The organism is Streptomyces sp. DT224, assembly GCF_049844595.1.
In the GTDB taxonomy this organism is placed as follows: Bacteria; Actinomycetota; Actinomycetes; order Streptomycetales; family Streptomycetaceae; genus Streptomyces.
Map to the genome: position 1 here is coordinate 168,125 of NZ_JBNCLI010000013.1, position 12,720 is coordinate 180,844.

Consider the following 12,720-nt stretch of genomic DNA (forward strand, 5'->3'; position numbering starts at 1 on the left):
GCGTAACCGGACGCGGCTTCCGGATACGAACCGGAGGGGTGATCCTGACCGAAGAGGCACTCTTGCGCCGCCGCGCCCGGCGTGCATCGGGGCGGACCGGGTGTCACACGGGCGGCCAGGGGATGGCGGGCCACTCACCGCTGGGCTCCCGGTGCAGCCCGGTCGTCCGCAGCCCGGCGACGCGGGCCCTCAGGGCCTCGATCTCGGCCGCCGTGATGAGTTCGGCCAGCCGGGTGACCAGCGGGGCGCCGGGCTCCAGCGCGGCCGCCAGCCGGTCCAGGACCTCGACGGCCTCGGGGGTCAGGGGTTCGCCCGCCCAGCCCCAGAGCAGGGTGCGCAGCTTGTCGTCGGCGTGGAAGGTCACCCCGTGGTCGATGCCGTAGAGCCGGCCGCCGGGCGCGGGCAGCAGGTGGCCGCCCTTGCGGTCGCCGTTGTTGATGACGGCGTCCAGGACGGCGAGCCGGCGCAGCCGGGGGTCGTCCGCGTGCACGAGGAGGGCGGTCCTCCCCTCCCCCACCTCGGCGAACGCGACGGCCTTCCAGCCCTCGCCGGGCTCCTCGTCCTCGACCAGCGCGAGCAGCCCCGGGCCGTCCTCGCCCGGCTCCTCGGCCTCGATCCACAGCTGGCACATGCCCTGGCCGTACGGCCCGTCCCGCAGCACGGTCGGCGGGATCAGGCCCCAGCCCATGGCCTCGGAGACCTCGTAGGCGGCCACCTCGCGCTGGGCGAGGGTGCCGTCGGGGAAATCCCAGAGCGGCTGCTCGCCGGCCACGGGCTTGTAGACGCAGTACGCCTCCTCGCCCTCGTGGGCGACGGAGCAGTACAGCACCGCGTTGGACGCGCCGCGGACCTGCCCGAGGACGGTGAGCGTGCCCTCGGCCAGCAGGGCGACCCGGTCCGCGTCGGTCAGGCGCCCCGGCGGTATCCGTTCTGGCGCGGGCATACGTGTCCTTCCGGGTCGAGCGGCAGGCTGCACAGCGGGCAGGGCGGGCGGCCGGCGTTCACCACGTCGAGGGCGCGCTTGGCGAAGGCGCGGGCCTGGGCGCCGGTGAGCCGGACGCGGAGCATCGGCGGGCCGTTCTCCTCGTCCTGGAGCAGCCGCTCCTCGGCCTCGGCCAGGTCCTCGACGGATTCGGCGTCCAGCTCGACCAGGGCCTGCGCCTCGACGATCATGCGCTGCTCCTCGCCGTCCCAGGCGAGCGCCATGGTGCCGACACGGAACTCCTCCTCGACGGGGACGTCGAGCGGCGCGGTGTCCGTGACGTCCATCGGGGCGACGGCGGGCACCGGGGAGTTCCCGCCGGTGCGGCGTACGACCTCGTCGAGCAGTTCGTCCACGCGCTCGGCGAGTGCGGCGACCTGGGTCTTCTCCAGGGCCACGCTGGTGACACGGCCGCCTGAGGATGCCTGGAGGAAGAACGTACGGCGTCCAGGCAGCCCGACCGTGCCGGCCACGAAACGGTCCGGGGGGTCGTAGAGGAACACCTGACGGGACACGTCCTGTCTCCCTTGAGAGTCGACGGGCAGATGAGGGTGGGCCGGAGCCTCGGAAAGCGTTCTACGGCGCGTCCACCCTACTGCGCGCGGCGATCACGGCGCCCCAGCGCCGCCCCCTACCGTCGCGTCCTGCCCGGCGGCGGCGTCCGGGCCCGGTTCGCGGGGCGCGAGTCCGGCGAGGTCGCCCGTGTCGCCGAGGCGCAGCAGATAGGGGCGGAGCCTCGTGTAGCGGATGGCGGTGACCGAGCACGGATCGGCGTGGACGCGCTGGAAGAGGTCCAGGTGCATGCCGAGCGCGTCGGCGACCACGGACTTGATGATGTCGCCGTGCGAGCACATGACGTAGACGGCGTTCTCGCCGTGCTCCGCCTCGATCCGCGCGTTCCACTCCCGTACGGCCTCGACGGCGCGGGCCTGCATCGCGCGCATCGACTCGCCGCCGGGGAACACGGCGGCGGAGGGGTGCTGCTGGACGACGGTCATCAGCGGCTCGTCGGTGAGTTCGGCGAGCTTACGGCCCGACCAGTCGCCGTAGTCGCACTCGCTGATCCGGTCCTCCACGTGCAGCGGCAGGTCCGGGCGGGCGGCCAGCAGGGGTTCCAGGGTCTCCCGGCAGCGTTGCAGGGGGCTGCTGACGGCGGCGGCGAGCGGCAGTGCGGCCAGCCGTCCGGGGAGCGCGGCGGCCTGTGCGGCGCCGCGCTCGTCGAGGGCGACGCCGGGGGTCCGGCCCGCGAGCACCGCCGCCGTGTTGGCGGTGGAGCGTCCGTGGCGTACGAGGATCAGGGTGGGCATGCCGTCCAGCGTACGGGCGCGGCCCGGTTTCCCGGCGGGGCCAAAGGTGCATACCGGGCTGGAAGCAGGGAAGAATGCGCGCCGTGATTGTCGACTGCGCCATCTACCGCGACGGACGCCGGACCGAGGGCCCCGCCGATTTCTCCGACGCGCTCGAAGAGGCGCGGGAGTCCGGCGACGCGTTCCTCTGGATCGGCCTGCACGAGCCGACGGAGAAGGAGTTCGACCTCGTCAGCAGCGAGTTCGGGCTGCACCCGCTGGCCGTGGAGGACGCCCTCTCCGCCCACCAGCGGCCGAAGCTGGAGGTGTACGACGACTCGCTGTTCGCGGTGATCAAGCCGGTCCTGTACGACCACGACAGCGACACGGTCACCACGCACGAGCTGATGGTGTTCATGGGCGACTCGTTCGTCGTGACCGTGCGGCACGGCGAGGGCGCGCCGCTGGCCGCCGTACGCCGCCGCCTCGAAGCCGAGCCCGAGGTGCTGCGGCACGGGCCGACGTCGGTCCTCTACGCGGTGAGCGACGCGATCGTGGACCACTACATAGACGTGGCGGGCGAGCTCCAGGTCGACCTGGAGGAGCTGGAGACGCAGGTCTTCGCGCCGAGCGGTACGGACGACTCCAAGAACACCGCGGCCCGTATCTACACCTTCAAGCGCCAGGTGCTGGAGTTCCGCCGGGCGACGGTCCCGCTGGCCGCGCCGATGGCCCGGCTGGCGAGCGCCGGGGTGCCGTTCGTCCAGGAGCACGCGCAGCCGTTCTTCCGGGACGTCCAGGACCACCTGACCCGGGCGAACGAGCAGGTGGAGGGTCTTGACCGGCTGCTGTCCGACATCCTGTCCGCGCATCTCGCGCAGATGGGGGTGCGGCAGAACGACGACATGCGCAAGATCTCCGCCTGGGCGGCGATGGCCGCGGTGCCGACGATGGTCGCGGGGATCTACGGCATGAACTTCGCGCACATGCCGGAGCTGGGGTGGGTCGGCTCCTACCCCTTGGTGCTGCTGCTGATGGCGGGGGCGGTCGCGGGCCTGTACCGCCAGTTCAAGCGGCGCGGCTGGCTGTAGCGCCCCTGGACCTCAGGCGTACTCGGGCGCGGGCGTCGCGGGTCCGCCGAGGGCGTCGCGCCGGGTGGGCGGTGCCAGGCTGACCATGCGCCGCCAGCCGCCGAGGCGTTCGTAGGCGTACATGGCGTGGATGCCCGCGGCGAGCACCCCGGCCTTCGCCCGGGACCAGCCGAGCACCCGGCCCATGTGGTCCATGACGGCGAGGCTGACGTCGCGGTAGATCCGGATCTCGGCGAGCGCGCACTCGCGCAGGATGCGCTGGATCGTGCGGCCGTGCCCGGCCCGCGCGAAGCGCAGCAGCTCCTCGTGGCAGTACGCGAGGTGGTTGTCCTCGTCCGCGGAGATCATCCGGACCGCGCGGCCGAGCTCGGGGTGGTCCGCGAAGTGCTTGTTCAGCAGCCGCATCTGCTCGGACGCGCGCTGCTCGGTGACCCGGCTGTGCGCCAGGTACGTGATGATGTCGCGTTCGGTCAGCGGCTCGTCGCGGCTCAGCTGCTCGTGCGCGAGTCCGATGCCGTGGCGCTCCAGGAGCATCGTGTAGTCGGTGTCCGGGGGGACGGGCGCGGGGTGCAGTCCGCGCTTCTTGAGCAGGGCGTTGAAGATCCTGCCGTGCTTGTCCTCGTCGGCGCCGTGCCGGGCGATCCTGGGGGCCAGCGGGCGCTGGCTCGCGGGGACGAGGGCCGCGATCCGGCCGTTCTCCCAGCCGCCCTGGGACTCGCCGCTGGCCGCGATGGAGCAGAACAGCCGGAACGAGTCGTCGTTGTCGAGGATCTCCTGGAACAGGTTCTTTGCCGAGAGCATCACTGCCACCTCCGTGCCGGCGTCGCCGAGCGCCAGTCAACGGCGCCGGGCGGAGGCGGGCAACAGGGGCGGGCGGCAGCTGGGCCGGACGGGTGAAGCCGGGGCGGGTGAACCGTTTTTGCGTCGACCCGTAACCCCGCCGCGCCGGGCGCGTTGTTCCCCGTGACGGCCGTGGCGGGGAGGACCCCCGAGCCCCCACCACGGCCGCAGAGCCTCACGGTTACGCGAGCCCGGCCCGCTCCAGGGCGTCCGTGCCGGCCCGGAGCGCGGCGATCCGCTCGTCCAGGGTGAAGCCGGCCGGTGCCAGGGTCAGGGTCGTGACCCCCACCTCCGCGTACGCCTGCATGCGCTCGGCGATGCGGTCCACGGACCCGAGCAGCGTGGTCTGGTCGATCAGCTGGTGCGGTACGGCGGCCGCCGCGCCGTTCTTGTCGCCGGAGAGGTACTTCTCCTGGATCTCGGCGGCCTCCTTCTCGTACCCCATGCGCTGCGCGAGCCGGTTGTAGAAGTTCTGCCGGGCGCTGCCCATGCCGCCCACGTACAGCGCGGTGTACGGGCGGAACATGTCCGCGAGGCCGGGGATGTCGTCGCCGACGGCGAGCGGCACGGTCGGGCAGACATCGAAGCCCTCCATCGTCTTCCCGGCCTTCTCGCGGCCGGCCCGCAGATGGCTGACCGCGGTCTCCTCCAGGTGCTCGGCCGACGGGAAGATCAGCAGGGCGCCGTCGGCGATCTCGCCGGTCTGCTCCAGGTTCTTCGGGCCGATCGCGGCGATGTAGAGCGGGATGTGCTCGCGCTGCGGGTGCACGGTCAGCTTGAGCGGCTTGCCGGGGCCGTCCGGCAGCGGAAGCGTCCAGTGCTCCCCCTCGTACGAAAGCCGCTCGCGGGTCATCGCCTTGCGGACGATGTCGACGTACTCCCGGGTGCGGGCCAGCGGCTTGTCGAACTTGACGCCGTACCAGCCCTCCGAGACCTGGGGGCCCGACACGCCGAGGCCGAGACGGAACCGGCCGCCGGACAGGGAGTCGAGCGTGGCCGCCGTCATGGCCGCCATCGCGGGCTGGCGCGCCGGGATCTGGAGGATGGCCGAGCCGACGTCGATGGACTCCGTCTGCGCGGCCACCCACGCCAGCACGGTCGGCGCGTCGGAGCCGTACGCCTCGGCCGCCCAGCAGACGTCGTAGCCGAGCCGGTCGGCCTCCTGCGCGACGGCGAGATTGTCGCCGTCCATCCCCGCGCCCCAGTAGCCGAGATTGATGCCGAGCCGCATAGCCGAACCCCTTACCGATCAGTAACGTCCCTGAGTCCCGGACTCTAGCGCGCGGGAGCGCGCTCCGGCAGGGGGCCGCCCACGCGCCGGTCGTCCACAGCCCTGCGACGCGTGCGCCCGTGGCCAGTAATCTCAGCGCCCATGGAGCAGAGGCATCTGGGCCGCACCGGCCTTCGTGTGTCCAGGATCGGGCTCGGCACCCTCACCTGGGGCAGGGACACCGACGAGCACGACGCTGCCGAGCAGCTGAAGGTGTTCTGGGAGGCGGGCGGCACGCTGGTCGACACGGCCGACGTGTACGGCGGCGGCGAGGCCGAGCACCTGCTCGGGCGGCTCGTGGACGGCCTGGTGCCCAGACGCGACCTGGTCATCGCGACCAAGGCGGGCAGCGTCGCCGATCCGTACCGCAGGGTCGACGCCTCGCGCGGGCACCTGCTGGCGGCCCTCGACGCCTCGCTGAGCCGGCTCGGCACGGACTACGTGGACCTGTGGCAGCTCCACGCGTTCGACCCGCAGACCCCGCTGGAGGAGACGCTCCAGGCGCTGGACCTCGCGGTCTCCTCCGGGCGCGCCCGCTACGCCGGGGTGTCCGGCTTCTGCGGCTGGCAGCTCGCGAAGGCCGCGACCTGGCAGCTCGCCGCGCCCGGGGCACGGACCCGGCTCGCCGCGACGCAGATGGAGTACTCGCTGCTCCAGCGCGGCGTGGAGCGCGAGGTGCTGCCCGCCGCGCTCGACCTCGGCGTCGGCCTGCTGCCCTCGTCGCCCCTGGGCCGGGGCGTGCTGACCGGCAAGTACCGCACGGGGACACCGGCCGGCTCGCGCGGCGGGTCCGAGCTGCTGGCCCCCTTCGTGGAGCCGTACCTGGACGACGCGGCGAGCCGCATCGTGGACGCGGTGTCGACCGCGGCCGACGGGCTGGCCACCACACCCGTCCAGGTCGCCCTGGCCTGGGTCCGGGACCGGCCCGGGGTGGCGGCCCCGATCGTCGGCGCGCGCAACGCGCAGCAGCTGACGGAGGCGTTGTCAGTGGAGACGCTTAGTCTTCCTGACGAGATCTGCCAGGCGCTGGACGACGTGTCGGCGCCCGTGCACCGCTATCCCGACCAGGACTGGAGCACGCTGTGACCGCGCTACCCCGGGGAGAATCCCCCGGCCCCCCGGCCACCGAACCGGCTGCCGCCGCCGAGGCCGCCCCGGCGGGCAACGGCGACGCCCCGTCGCCCTCGGGCGCCGAGGCCGCCGGCGCGGAGGCGGAGGGGGGCGCCCGCCCGGACACCGGGGACGAGGCCGCCGGCGCGGACGGTGCCGCCGTAGGCGGGGAGGGCCTGAGCGACGCGCAGGGCAGCGCCGGGGACGATGCCCCCGACGAGGCGCGGGACGAGTCCGGCGCCGGCGGGGCAGCCTTGAGCGCTGCGGACGACGACCCCGGCGAGGCACAGGGCGACCCCGGCGTCGCGGAAGCGGCCGATGGTTCCCCGGCCGACGGACAGGCCGGCGCCGAAGGTGCCCCCGCGGTGTCCGAGGCCGAGGCCGAGATCGCCGCTCAGCGGGAACTGCGGGAGCGGATCGAGAAGCGGAAGGCCGAGAAGGACGGGCCCGTCGAGGCCGGGGGGAAGCTGAGCGGGACCGCGGCCGATCTGCTGGCCGCCGTCCGGGCCGTGGAGAGCGGGCAGAAGCCCGCCACGGCGTTCTACGACTCGCCCGCGCCGACGCCCGCCCGCCGGACGGCCCCCGCGACCGCTCCGGTACGTGAGCGGGCCCCCGAGCCCGCCCCCGCGCCCCGGGCCGCCTCGCCCGAGAGTGTGGCCGCCGTGACCGCCGTGCTGTCCGCCGGCGGGGCCCCCGCGGCCCTGGGCCGGTCCGCCGCCGCGCTGCTCGGGGACCGGGCCGCCGAGATCCTGCGCGAGGACCCCTGGCAGCTGCTGGCCCTGCCTGGCGTCGGCCCCGAGCAGGCCGACGGCTTCGCCCGGGCGCTGCTGGGCGCGGCCTGCGGGCCCGACGACGAGCGCCGCACCGCCGCCCTGACCGGCTGGGTCCTGGAGCGCGCCGCGCTCCGGGGCCACACCGCGCTGGACGCGGACCGGGTGCGCGAGGCGCTGGCCGACCGGGGCGTGAGCGACCCCGCGGCGGCCGTGCAGCACGCCGTGGCCGAGGGCGTCGTGCTGGTCTTCCAGGACGGCCCGGACGACCAGGGCGACGCGGAGCACGCGGGGGACGGGGAGGACGCCGAGAGGACGGACGGGGCCGGCGCGCCGGGCCCCGTGCTCCTCGGCCTCGACCGGTACGCGCTGGCGGAGGAGAGCCTGGCCGACGGGCTGGCCCGGCTCGTCAACGGCGGCGACGGGGAGGCGGACTGGTCGGAAGCGGCCGCCGCCGCACCCTCCCCGTCGGCCGCCGAGCTGATCCGCGCGGCCGCCGCCCACGGGCTCGTCGCGCACACGGGCGGCGAGGCGGCCCGGGCCGAGCCGGCCGCCCTGATCGCCGCCGCCCGGGGGCTCGGCCTGCGCGCCCTGGGCGCCGCGCACAGCGTGGACGGCCGCCTGCGGCTCGCGCGGGACGTCGGCGCCCCGGAGGCGGCCGTCACGCTCGCCGGGCTGCTGTCGGGCGCCGAGGGGCCGGGGCGGGACGAGGAGGGGGCGCTCGCGCTCGACCTGCTCGTCGTGCTGGACGCGCCGCAGCTGGACGTGGAGACCGGCGCGATGCTGGTGGAGTCGCTGGCCGACGGCGTCCGGCTGGTCCTCAGCGGCGACCCGGGCGTGCTGGGCTCGGCGGGCGCCGGGCAGGTGTTCGCCGATGTGCTGGCCGCCCGCGCCTGCCCCCGTGTCGCCTCCCGCACCCCGGACGCCGGACCGATCGGCGAGCTGGTCTCGGGCATCGGGGCCGGTGAGCTGAACCAGGTGGCGGCGCCGGGCAAGGAGGTCGTCATCGTCCCGGTCCGGGACGCGGGCGAGGCCGTGCACCGCACGGTGCAGCTCGTCGCCGACTCGGTGCCGCGCGCGCTCGGGGTCCCGTCCGGCGACACCCAGGTCATCACGGTGGGCCACGGCGGTGCTGCGGGCACCCGGGCGCTGAACGAGGCCCTGAAGCAGCGGCTCAACCCGGGCCCCGGCCGCTTCGGCGGCTTCGACCCGGGCGACCGGGTGGCCCATGTTCCGGCGCCGGGGCGGACGGTGCCCGGCGTGGTCGTGTCGGCGGACGCGGAGGGCCTGCGTCTGGACTGCGCGGGGACCCCCGTCGTCGTACCGCAGGACCGCGTGGCCGCTTCCGTGCGCCACGCGTGGGCGCTCAGCGCTCACCAGGCGGCCGGGATGCGGTGGCCGGCCGCGGTGGTGGTGCTGCCGGGCGATGCGGCGCGCGGGCTGAGCCGGCCGTGGGTCTACACCGCGTTCGGCCGGGGCGAGCGCCATCTGTCCGTGGTGCACGGTGTCGACCAGGCCCTGCCGCGCGCGGTGGCCGAGGTGCCCGCCCAGGAGCGCACCACGCGCCTGCGGGCCCTGCTGGAGGCGTCGCAGCGGTCCCAGGAGTCCCCGGAGCCGCCGGAGCAGTGAAAAGGGCGCCCGGAGGGCCCCCGCGGACGCGCCAGGCGTCCGCGGGGGCCCTCCGGGCGTTTCCGGCCGGGTTCCCGTGCTGCGGTCAGCCGGCGGGGTGCCCCGGCCCCTCGGGTTCGTCGTCGAGGTCGTCGTCGTCGAAGACCGCACTGACGTCGAAGCGGCAGACCACCAGCTGGGGGTCGGCGTCATCGAACGGGGCGGCCAGCCACTCCCCCGCTTCGGGGAGTTCGTCCGCCGCCGCTACCCAGAGCGTGGAGTCGCCCTCCTCCAGCCCGAACTCGGTGTGCCGGGAGGCGATCTCGTCCGCCTCGTACTCCCCGAAGAGCACCCCCAGCGCCGCATGCACGCTGGTGCCGACGACCGCCGCCCCGCCGTCCCCCCGCTCGTCCGGATCGGCGTCGGCGAGGCGCTGGGCCTGGGCCAGCAGCCGCTGGGGCTCCACCACCGCGTAGTCGCGGCGGATCAGCACGCTGAGCGCGTGCGGCTCGTCCGGCCCGTTGTAGGGCGGCAGGGCGTCCTGCTCCCCCGGGATCTCGAACGGGGTGACCTCGTCGTAGCGGTCGTAGAGGAGTTCGTCGTAGACCTCGGCGGCGGCGGCCAGTGCGTTGAACGCGTCATAGACAGCGGGATCATCGTCCCCCGACCGGCGTTCGACCGCCGCGAGGTGGTGGTCGATCGCGGCTTTGACCGCATCGGCGGCGGCGCGTACCTCGGCAGCGGTGGGCTGCGCAGCATCAGACATGGGGCAGACGCTATCCGTACCGGGCCCTTGCCCGCACAATGGATTCGATGCCGGAATACGAATTTGTCGATGTGTACGTACCACGCGGGGTGTCCCGGAAGGACACGGCCCGCCTGTTGACCGACCATGCCGAGTACGGGCACTGGGAGCTGGACCGTCTGACGCTGCGCCGGGACGGCAGCCGCCGCGTGCGGCTGCGCCGCCGGATCATCCGTCAGCTACGGGCCACGTGGTGAGCCGGAAGGACCGGCCGCAGACCGTCCGACCACGCGAAACGGGCCCCGCGGATCGCGGGGCCCGTTCATGTGTGGCGTACTCGCCGGTGCGGCGCTGCCGTCAGGCGGCGGCCTTCGCGCGGCGGTAGAGCACCGTGCCCGCGCCGGCCAGCAGCAGGCCCGCGCTCGCCGGGACGAGCAGGTCGAGGCCGCCCGCTCCGGTGTGGGCGAGCTGCGGCGCCTCCGGCACGGTCTGCGGCTCCGGCGTGTTCGGAGTGGGCTTCCCGGGCGTCGGCGGCGTGACGTGGCGGACCGGGGGTTCCGGAACGTCGACCGGCGGCGTGCTGTCGTTCTCGCACGTGTTGCCGATCGCCGGGTTCAGCAGGCCGACGACGTCGATGCTGTTGCCGCAGACGTTCACGGGGATGTCGATGGGCACCTGGATCTGGTTGCCCGAGAGCACACCGGGCGATCCCTGCGTGGTTCCCTGGGCGGTGGCCCCGCCGCCGTTGCCACCGCGGGCGGCCCGGTGCTTGCCGGTGCCCGTCTTCGCCCCCCGGGCGTGGTCGTCGGAGGCACGGCTGCCGGCGTGGCTGCCGGAGGTGCCCGAGGCGGAGTCGTGCCGCCCGGCGGACGCGCCGTCCGAACCGTTTCCGCAGGCGTTGCCGGCGGCCGGGTTGAGCAGTCCGACGACGCTCACGGAGTTTCCGCAGACGTTCACCGGCACGTGGACCGGGATCTGCACCGAATTCCCTGAAATCACCCCCGGGGAATTCGAAGCGCCGCCGGCCGCTCCCGCGTCGGCGTGCGCGTAGCCGCCGCCGAGGGCGAGAACGCCACCCGCGGCCGCCATGGTGATCAGGCCGTTTCGCGTGACCTGTCGCATAGGTGTTTCCTGCCTTCTACCTTCCGGAGTACCCCCGGACTACCGTGCGGAGGCAAAGGACCCGACGGCCCCGGAACGCGTGGAGCGCGGTCCGGGGCCGAGCGGGCTCAAACCCTTACGGGTTGACGCGCGACGTCAGTCGTTCACGCAGACGTTGCCGAAGGCCGGGTTCAGCAGACCGATCACGTCGATCGTGTTGCCGCACACGTTCACGGGAACGTGGACCGGAACCTGGATGACGTTGCCCGAGATGACGCCGGGGCTGCCGATGGCGGCACCCTGGGCGCCCGAGTCGGCCACGGCCATGCCGGCGCCCGCGAGCACCAGACCACCGGTGGCAGCCGCCGCGGCGACGATCTTCTTGATCATGATTCCTCCTAGTTGGCAAACGCGGTCCCAGCCGCGGACCGCACCCCCTGTAACGAGGAGGAAGTAACGGGGCTACGAGCCGAACGCCCCATTCACTCGTTCCGGTTAGAGGCGTACACCCTGGCGATTTACGCCCTTGCGGGTCAGCTGTGGTCGATGAAGCGGTCCAGGACCCGGGCGCCGAACTTCAGCCCCTCGACCGGAACCCGCTCGTCCACGCCGTGGAACATGCCCGCGAAGTCGAGCTCCGGCGGGAGCTTCAGCGGGGCGAAACCGAAGCAGCGGATGCCGAGGTCGTCGAAGGACTTGGCGTCGGTGCCGCCGGAGAGCATGTACGGGACGGCCCGGGCGATCGGGTCCTCGGCCTTCAGGGCCGTCTGCATGGCGTCCACGAGCGCGCCGTCGAAGTCGGTCTCCAGCGCCTTGTCGCCGTGCACGTCCTCGCGGCGCACGCGCGGGCCGAGGATGCGGTCGAGGTCGGCCAGGAACTCCTCCTCGTACCCCGGCAGGAAGCGCCCGTCGACGTGGGCGGTGGCCTGTCCGGGGATCACGTTGACCTTGTAGCCGGCGCCGAGCATGGTCGGGGCGGCGGAGTTGCGCAGGGTGGCGCCGACCATCTTGGCGATGCCGCCCAGCTTGGCGAGGGTGGCCTCCATGTCCTCCGGGTCCAGCGGGGTGCCGAGCGCGTCCGACAGCTCGTCCAGGAAGGACCGCACGGTCTTGGTCACCCGGACCGGCCAAGTGTGCCGGCCGAGCCGCCCGACGGCCTCGCACAGCTCGGTGATCGCGTTGTCGTCGTTGGTCATGGAGCCGTGGCCCGCCGTGCCGTCCACGGTCAGGCGCATCCAGTGCATGCCCTTCTGCGCCGTCTCCACGAGGTACAGCCGCAGGTTCTCGTTGACGGTGAACGAGAAGCCGCCGACCTCGCCGATGGCCTCGCTGACGCCCTCGAACAGGCCGGGGTGCTTGTCCACGAGGTAGCGGGCCCCGTACGTGCCGCCCGCCTCCTCGTCCGCGAGGAAGGCGAGCACGATGTCGCGCGGGGGCTTGCGGCCGCTGCGCATGCGTTCGCGCACCACCGCGAGCGTCATCGCGTCCATGTCCTTCATGTCGACCGCGCCGCGGCCCCACACGCAGCCGTCCGCGATCTCGCCGGAGAACGGGTGGTGCGTCCAGTCGTGCGCGTTGGCCGGGACGACGTCGGTGTGGCCGTGGATCAGCAGGGCCGGGCGGGAGGGGTCCTCGCCCTCGATCCGCGCCACGGTGGAGGCGCGGCCCTTGTGGGACTCGAAGATCTTCGGTTCGAGCCCGACCTCGGCCAGCTTCTCGGCCACGTACTCGGCGGCCGCCCGCTCGCCGGGCCCGGAGTGGTCGCCGTAGTTGCTGGTGTCGATCCGGATCAGGTCACGACAGAGGTCCACCACCTCGTTCTCGGCGGTCTCGCTCCGGGCCGCATTGCTCTCGCTCACGCTGGTTCCTTCCCTGTCGCCGTGGTGCTCCTTCTCATCCTCCATCGCCGGGCCCGCG

Annotated in this window: 13 protein-coding genes; 4 read left to right on the forward strand and 9 right to left on the reverse strand. The window is 73.9% G+C overall.

All coding sequences use genetic code 11. The features are described 5' to 3' along the window. Positions 1 to 103 precede the first annotated feature (103 nt). The 3 genes from ACLQ2N_RS30195 to ACLQ2N_RS30205 form a co-directional block, all read right to left on the reverse strand. Positions 104 to 943 (reverse strand): SCO1664 family protein, encoded by an 840-nt coding sequence (locus tag ACLQ2N_RS30195; protein WP_425817947.1) that lies wholly within the window; start codon positions 941 to 943, stop codon positions 104 to 106. Further along, positions 907 to 1,497 (reverse strand): DUF3090 domain-containing protein, encoded by a 591-nt coding sequence (locus ACLQ2N_RS30200; RefSeq protein ID WP_383296820.1) that lies wholly within the window; start codon positions 1,495 to 1,497, stop codon positions 907 to 909. Before ACLQ2N_RS30200 ends, ACLQ2N_RS30195 begins: the two co-directional genes overlap by 37 nt. A gap of 93 nt (positions 1,498 to 1,590) precedes the next feature. Continuing rightward, positions 1,591 to 2,289, reverse strand: coding sequence for a histidine phosphatase family protein (locus tag ACLQ2N_RS30205; protein WP_425817949.1), 699 nt, complete (start codon positions 2,287 to 2,289; stop codon positions 1,591 to 1,593). A gap of 74 nt (positions 2,290 to 2,363) precedes the next feature. On the opposite strand from ACLQ2N_RS30205, the gene ACLQ2N_RS30210 reads away from it, so the two are divergent. Then, complete coding sequence (locus tag ACLQ2N_RS30210; RefSeq protein ID WP_425817951.1) at positions 2,364 to 3,359, forward strand: magnesium and cobalt transport protein CorA; 996 nt, start codon at positions 2,364 to 2,366, stop codon at positions 3,357 to 3,359. A gap of 12 nt (positions 3,360 to 3,371) precedes the next feature. Here the strand turns inward: ACLQ2N_RS30210 and ACLQ2N_RS30215 are convergent, their stop codons facing one another. Further along, entirely contained in the window at positions 3,372 to 4,160 is a 789-nt protein-coding gene (locus tag ACLQ2N_RS30215) for a ferritin-like domain-containing protein (protein WP_425817953.1), read from the reverse strand. A gap of 220 nt (positions 4,161 to 4,380) precedes the next feature. Further along, a complete protein-coding gene (locus tag ACLQ2N_RS30220) occupies positions 4,381 to 5,430 on the reverse strand; it encodes an LLM class F420-dependent oxidoreductase (protein ID WP_425817955.1) in 1,050 nt (349 codons plus the stop codon). A 141-nt stretch (positions 5,431 to 5,571) separates the two neighbouring features. Here ACLQ2N_RS30220 and ACLQ2N_RS30225 point away from each other — a divergent pair, with 141 nt between their 5' ends. Next, on the forward strand, positions 5,572 to 6,555 hold the full coding sequence (locus ACLQ2N_RS30225) for an aldo/keto reductase (RefSeq protein ID WP_425817957.1): 984 nt from the start codon (positions 5,572 to 5,574) through the stop codon (positions 6,553 to 6,555). Continuing rightward, complete coding sequence (locus ACLQ2N_RS30230) at positions 6,552 to 8,978, forward strand: helix-hairpin-helix domain-containing protein (protein WP_425817959.1); 2,427 nt, start codon at positions 6,552 to 6,554, stop codon at positions 8,976 to 8,978. Before ACLQ2N_RS30225 ends, ACLQ2N_RS30230 begins: the two co-directional genes overlap by 4 nt. An 85-nt stretch (positions 8,979 to 9,063) precedes the next feature. Here ACLQ2N_RS30230 and ACLQ2N_RS30235 read toward each other — a convergent pair whose 3' ends face one another. Beyond that, positions 9,064 to 9,723 carry a hypothetical protein gene (locus tag ACLQ2N_RS30235; protein WP_425817961.1) on the reverse strand — a complete coding sequence of 220 codons (660 nt, stop codon included), beginning with the start codon at positions 9,721 to 9,723 and terminating at the stop codon, positions 9,064 to 9,066. A 47-nt stretch (positions 9,724 to 9,770) separates the two neighbouring features. On the opposite strand from ACLQ2N_RS30235, the gene ACLQ2N_RS30240 reads away from it, so the two are divergent. Beyond that, positions 9,771 to 9,959 carry a DUF5703 family protein gene (locus ACLQ2N_RS30240; RefSeq protein ID WP_018103708.1) on the forward strand — a complete coding sequence of 63 codons (189 nt, stop codon included), beginning with the start codon at positions 9,771 to 9,773 and terminating at the stop codon, positions 9,957 to 9,959. A 100-nt stretch (positions 9,960 to 10,059) separates the two neighbouring features. Here ACLQ2N_RS30240 and ACLQ2N_RS30245 read toward each other — a convergent pair whose 3' ends face one another. The 3 genes from ACLQ2N_RS30245 to ACLQ2N_RS30255 all read right to left on the reverse strand — a co-directional run bounded on the left by ACLQ2N_RS30245 (position 10,060) and on the right by ACLQ2N_RS30255 (position 12,662). After that, complete coding sequence (locus ACLQ2N_RS30245; RefSeq protein ID WP_425817963.1) at positions 10,060 to 10,824, reverse strand: chaplin; 765 nt, start codon at positions 10,822 to 10,824, stop codon at positions 10,060 to 10,062. 135 nt (positions 10,825 to 10,959) lie between these two features. After that, positions 10,960 to 11,193 (reverse strand): chaplin ChpH, encoded by a 234-nt coding sequence (gene chpH / locus ACLQ2N_RS30250; protein ID WP_361030497.1) that lies wholly within the window; start codon positions 11,191 to 11,193, stop codon positions 10,960 to 10,962. Positions 11,194 to 11,336: 143 nt separating this feature from the next. Continuing rightward, positions 11,337 to 12,662, reverse strand: coding sequence for a M20/M25/M40 family metallo-hydrolase (locus ACLQ2N_RS30255; RefSeq protein ID WP_425817965.1), 1,326 nt, complete (start codon positions 12,660 to 12,662; stop codon positions 11,337 to 11,339). Between the last annotated feature and the right edge of the window lie 58 nt (positions 12,663 to 12,720).

Coding starts and splice junctions, on each gene's coding strand:
- ACLQ2N_RS30210 (WP_425817951.1), top strand. CDS start 2,364: ATGCGCGCCGTGATTGTCGACTGCGCCATCTACCGCGACGGACGCCGG.
- ACLQ2N_RS30195 (WP_425817947.1), bottom strand. CDS start 943: ATGCCCGCGCCAGAACGGATACCGCCGGGGCGCCTGACCGACGCGGAC.
- ACLQ2N_RS30205 (WP_425817949.1), bottom strand. CDS start 2,289: ATGCCCACCCTGATCCTCGTACGCCACGGACGCTCCACCGCCAACACG.
- ACLQ2N_RS30245 (WP_425817963.1), bottom strand. CDS start 10,824: ATGCGACAGGTCACGCGAAACGGCCTGATCACCATGGCGGCCGCGGGT.
- ACLQ2N_RS30235 (WP_425817961.1), bottom strand. CDS start 9,723: ATGTCTGATGCTGCGCAGCCCACCGCTGCCGAGGTACGCGCCGCCGCC.
- ACLQ2N_RS30220 (WP_425817955.1), bottom strand. CDS start 5,430: ATGCGGCTCGGCATCAATCTCGGCTACTGGGGCGCGGGGATGGACGGC.
- ACLQ2N_RS30240 (WP_018103708.1), top strand. CDS start 9,771: ATGCCGGAATACGAATTTGTCGATGTGTACGTACCACGCGGGGTGTCC.
- chpH (WP_361030497.1), bottom strand. CDS start 11,193: ATGATCAAGAAGATCGTCGCCGCGGCGGCTGCCACCGGTGGTCTGGTG.
- ACLQ2N_RS30215 (WP_425817953.1), bottom strand. CDS start 4,160: ATGCTCTCGGCAAAGAACCTGTTCCAGGAGATCCTCGACAACGACGAC.
- ACLQ2N_RS30225 (WP_425817957.1), top strand. CDS start 5,572: ATGGAGCAGAGGCATCTGGGCCGCACCGGCCTTCGTGTGTCCAGGATC.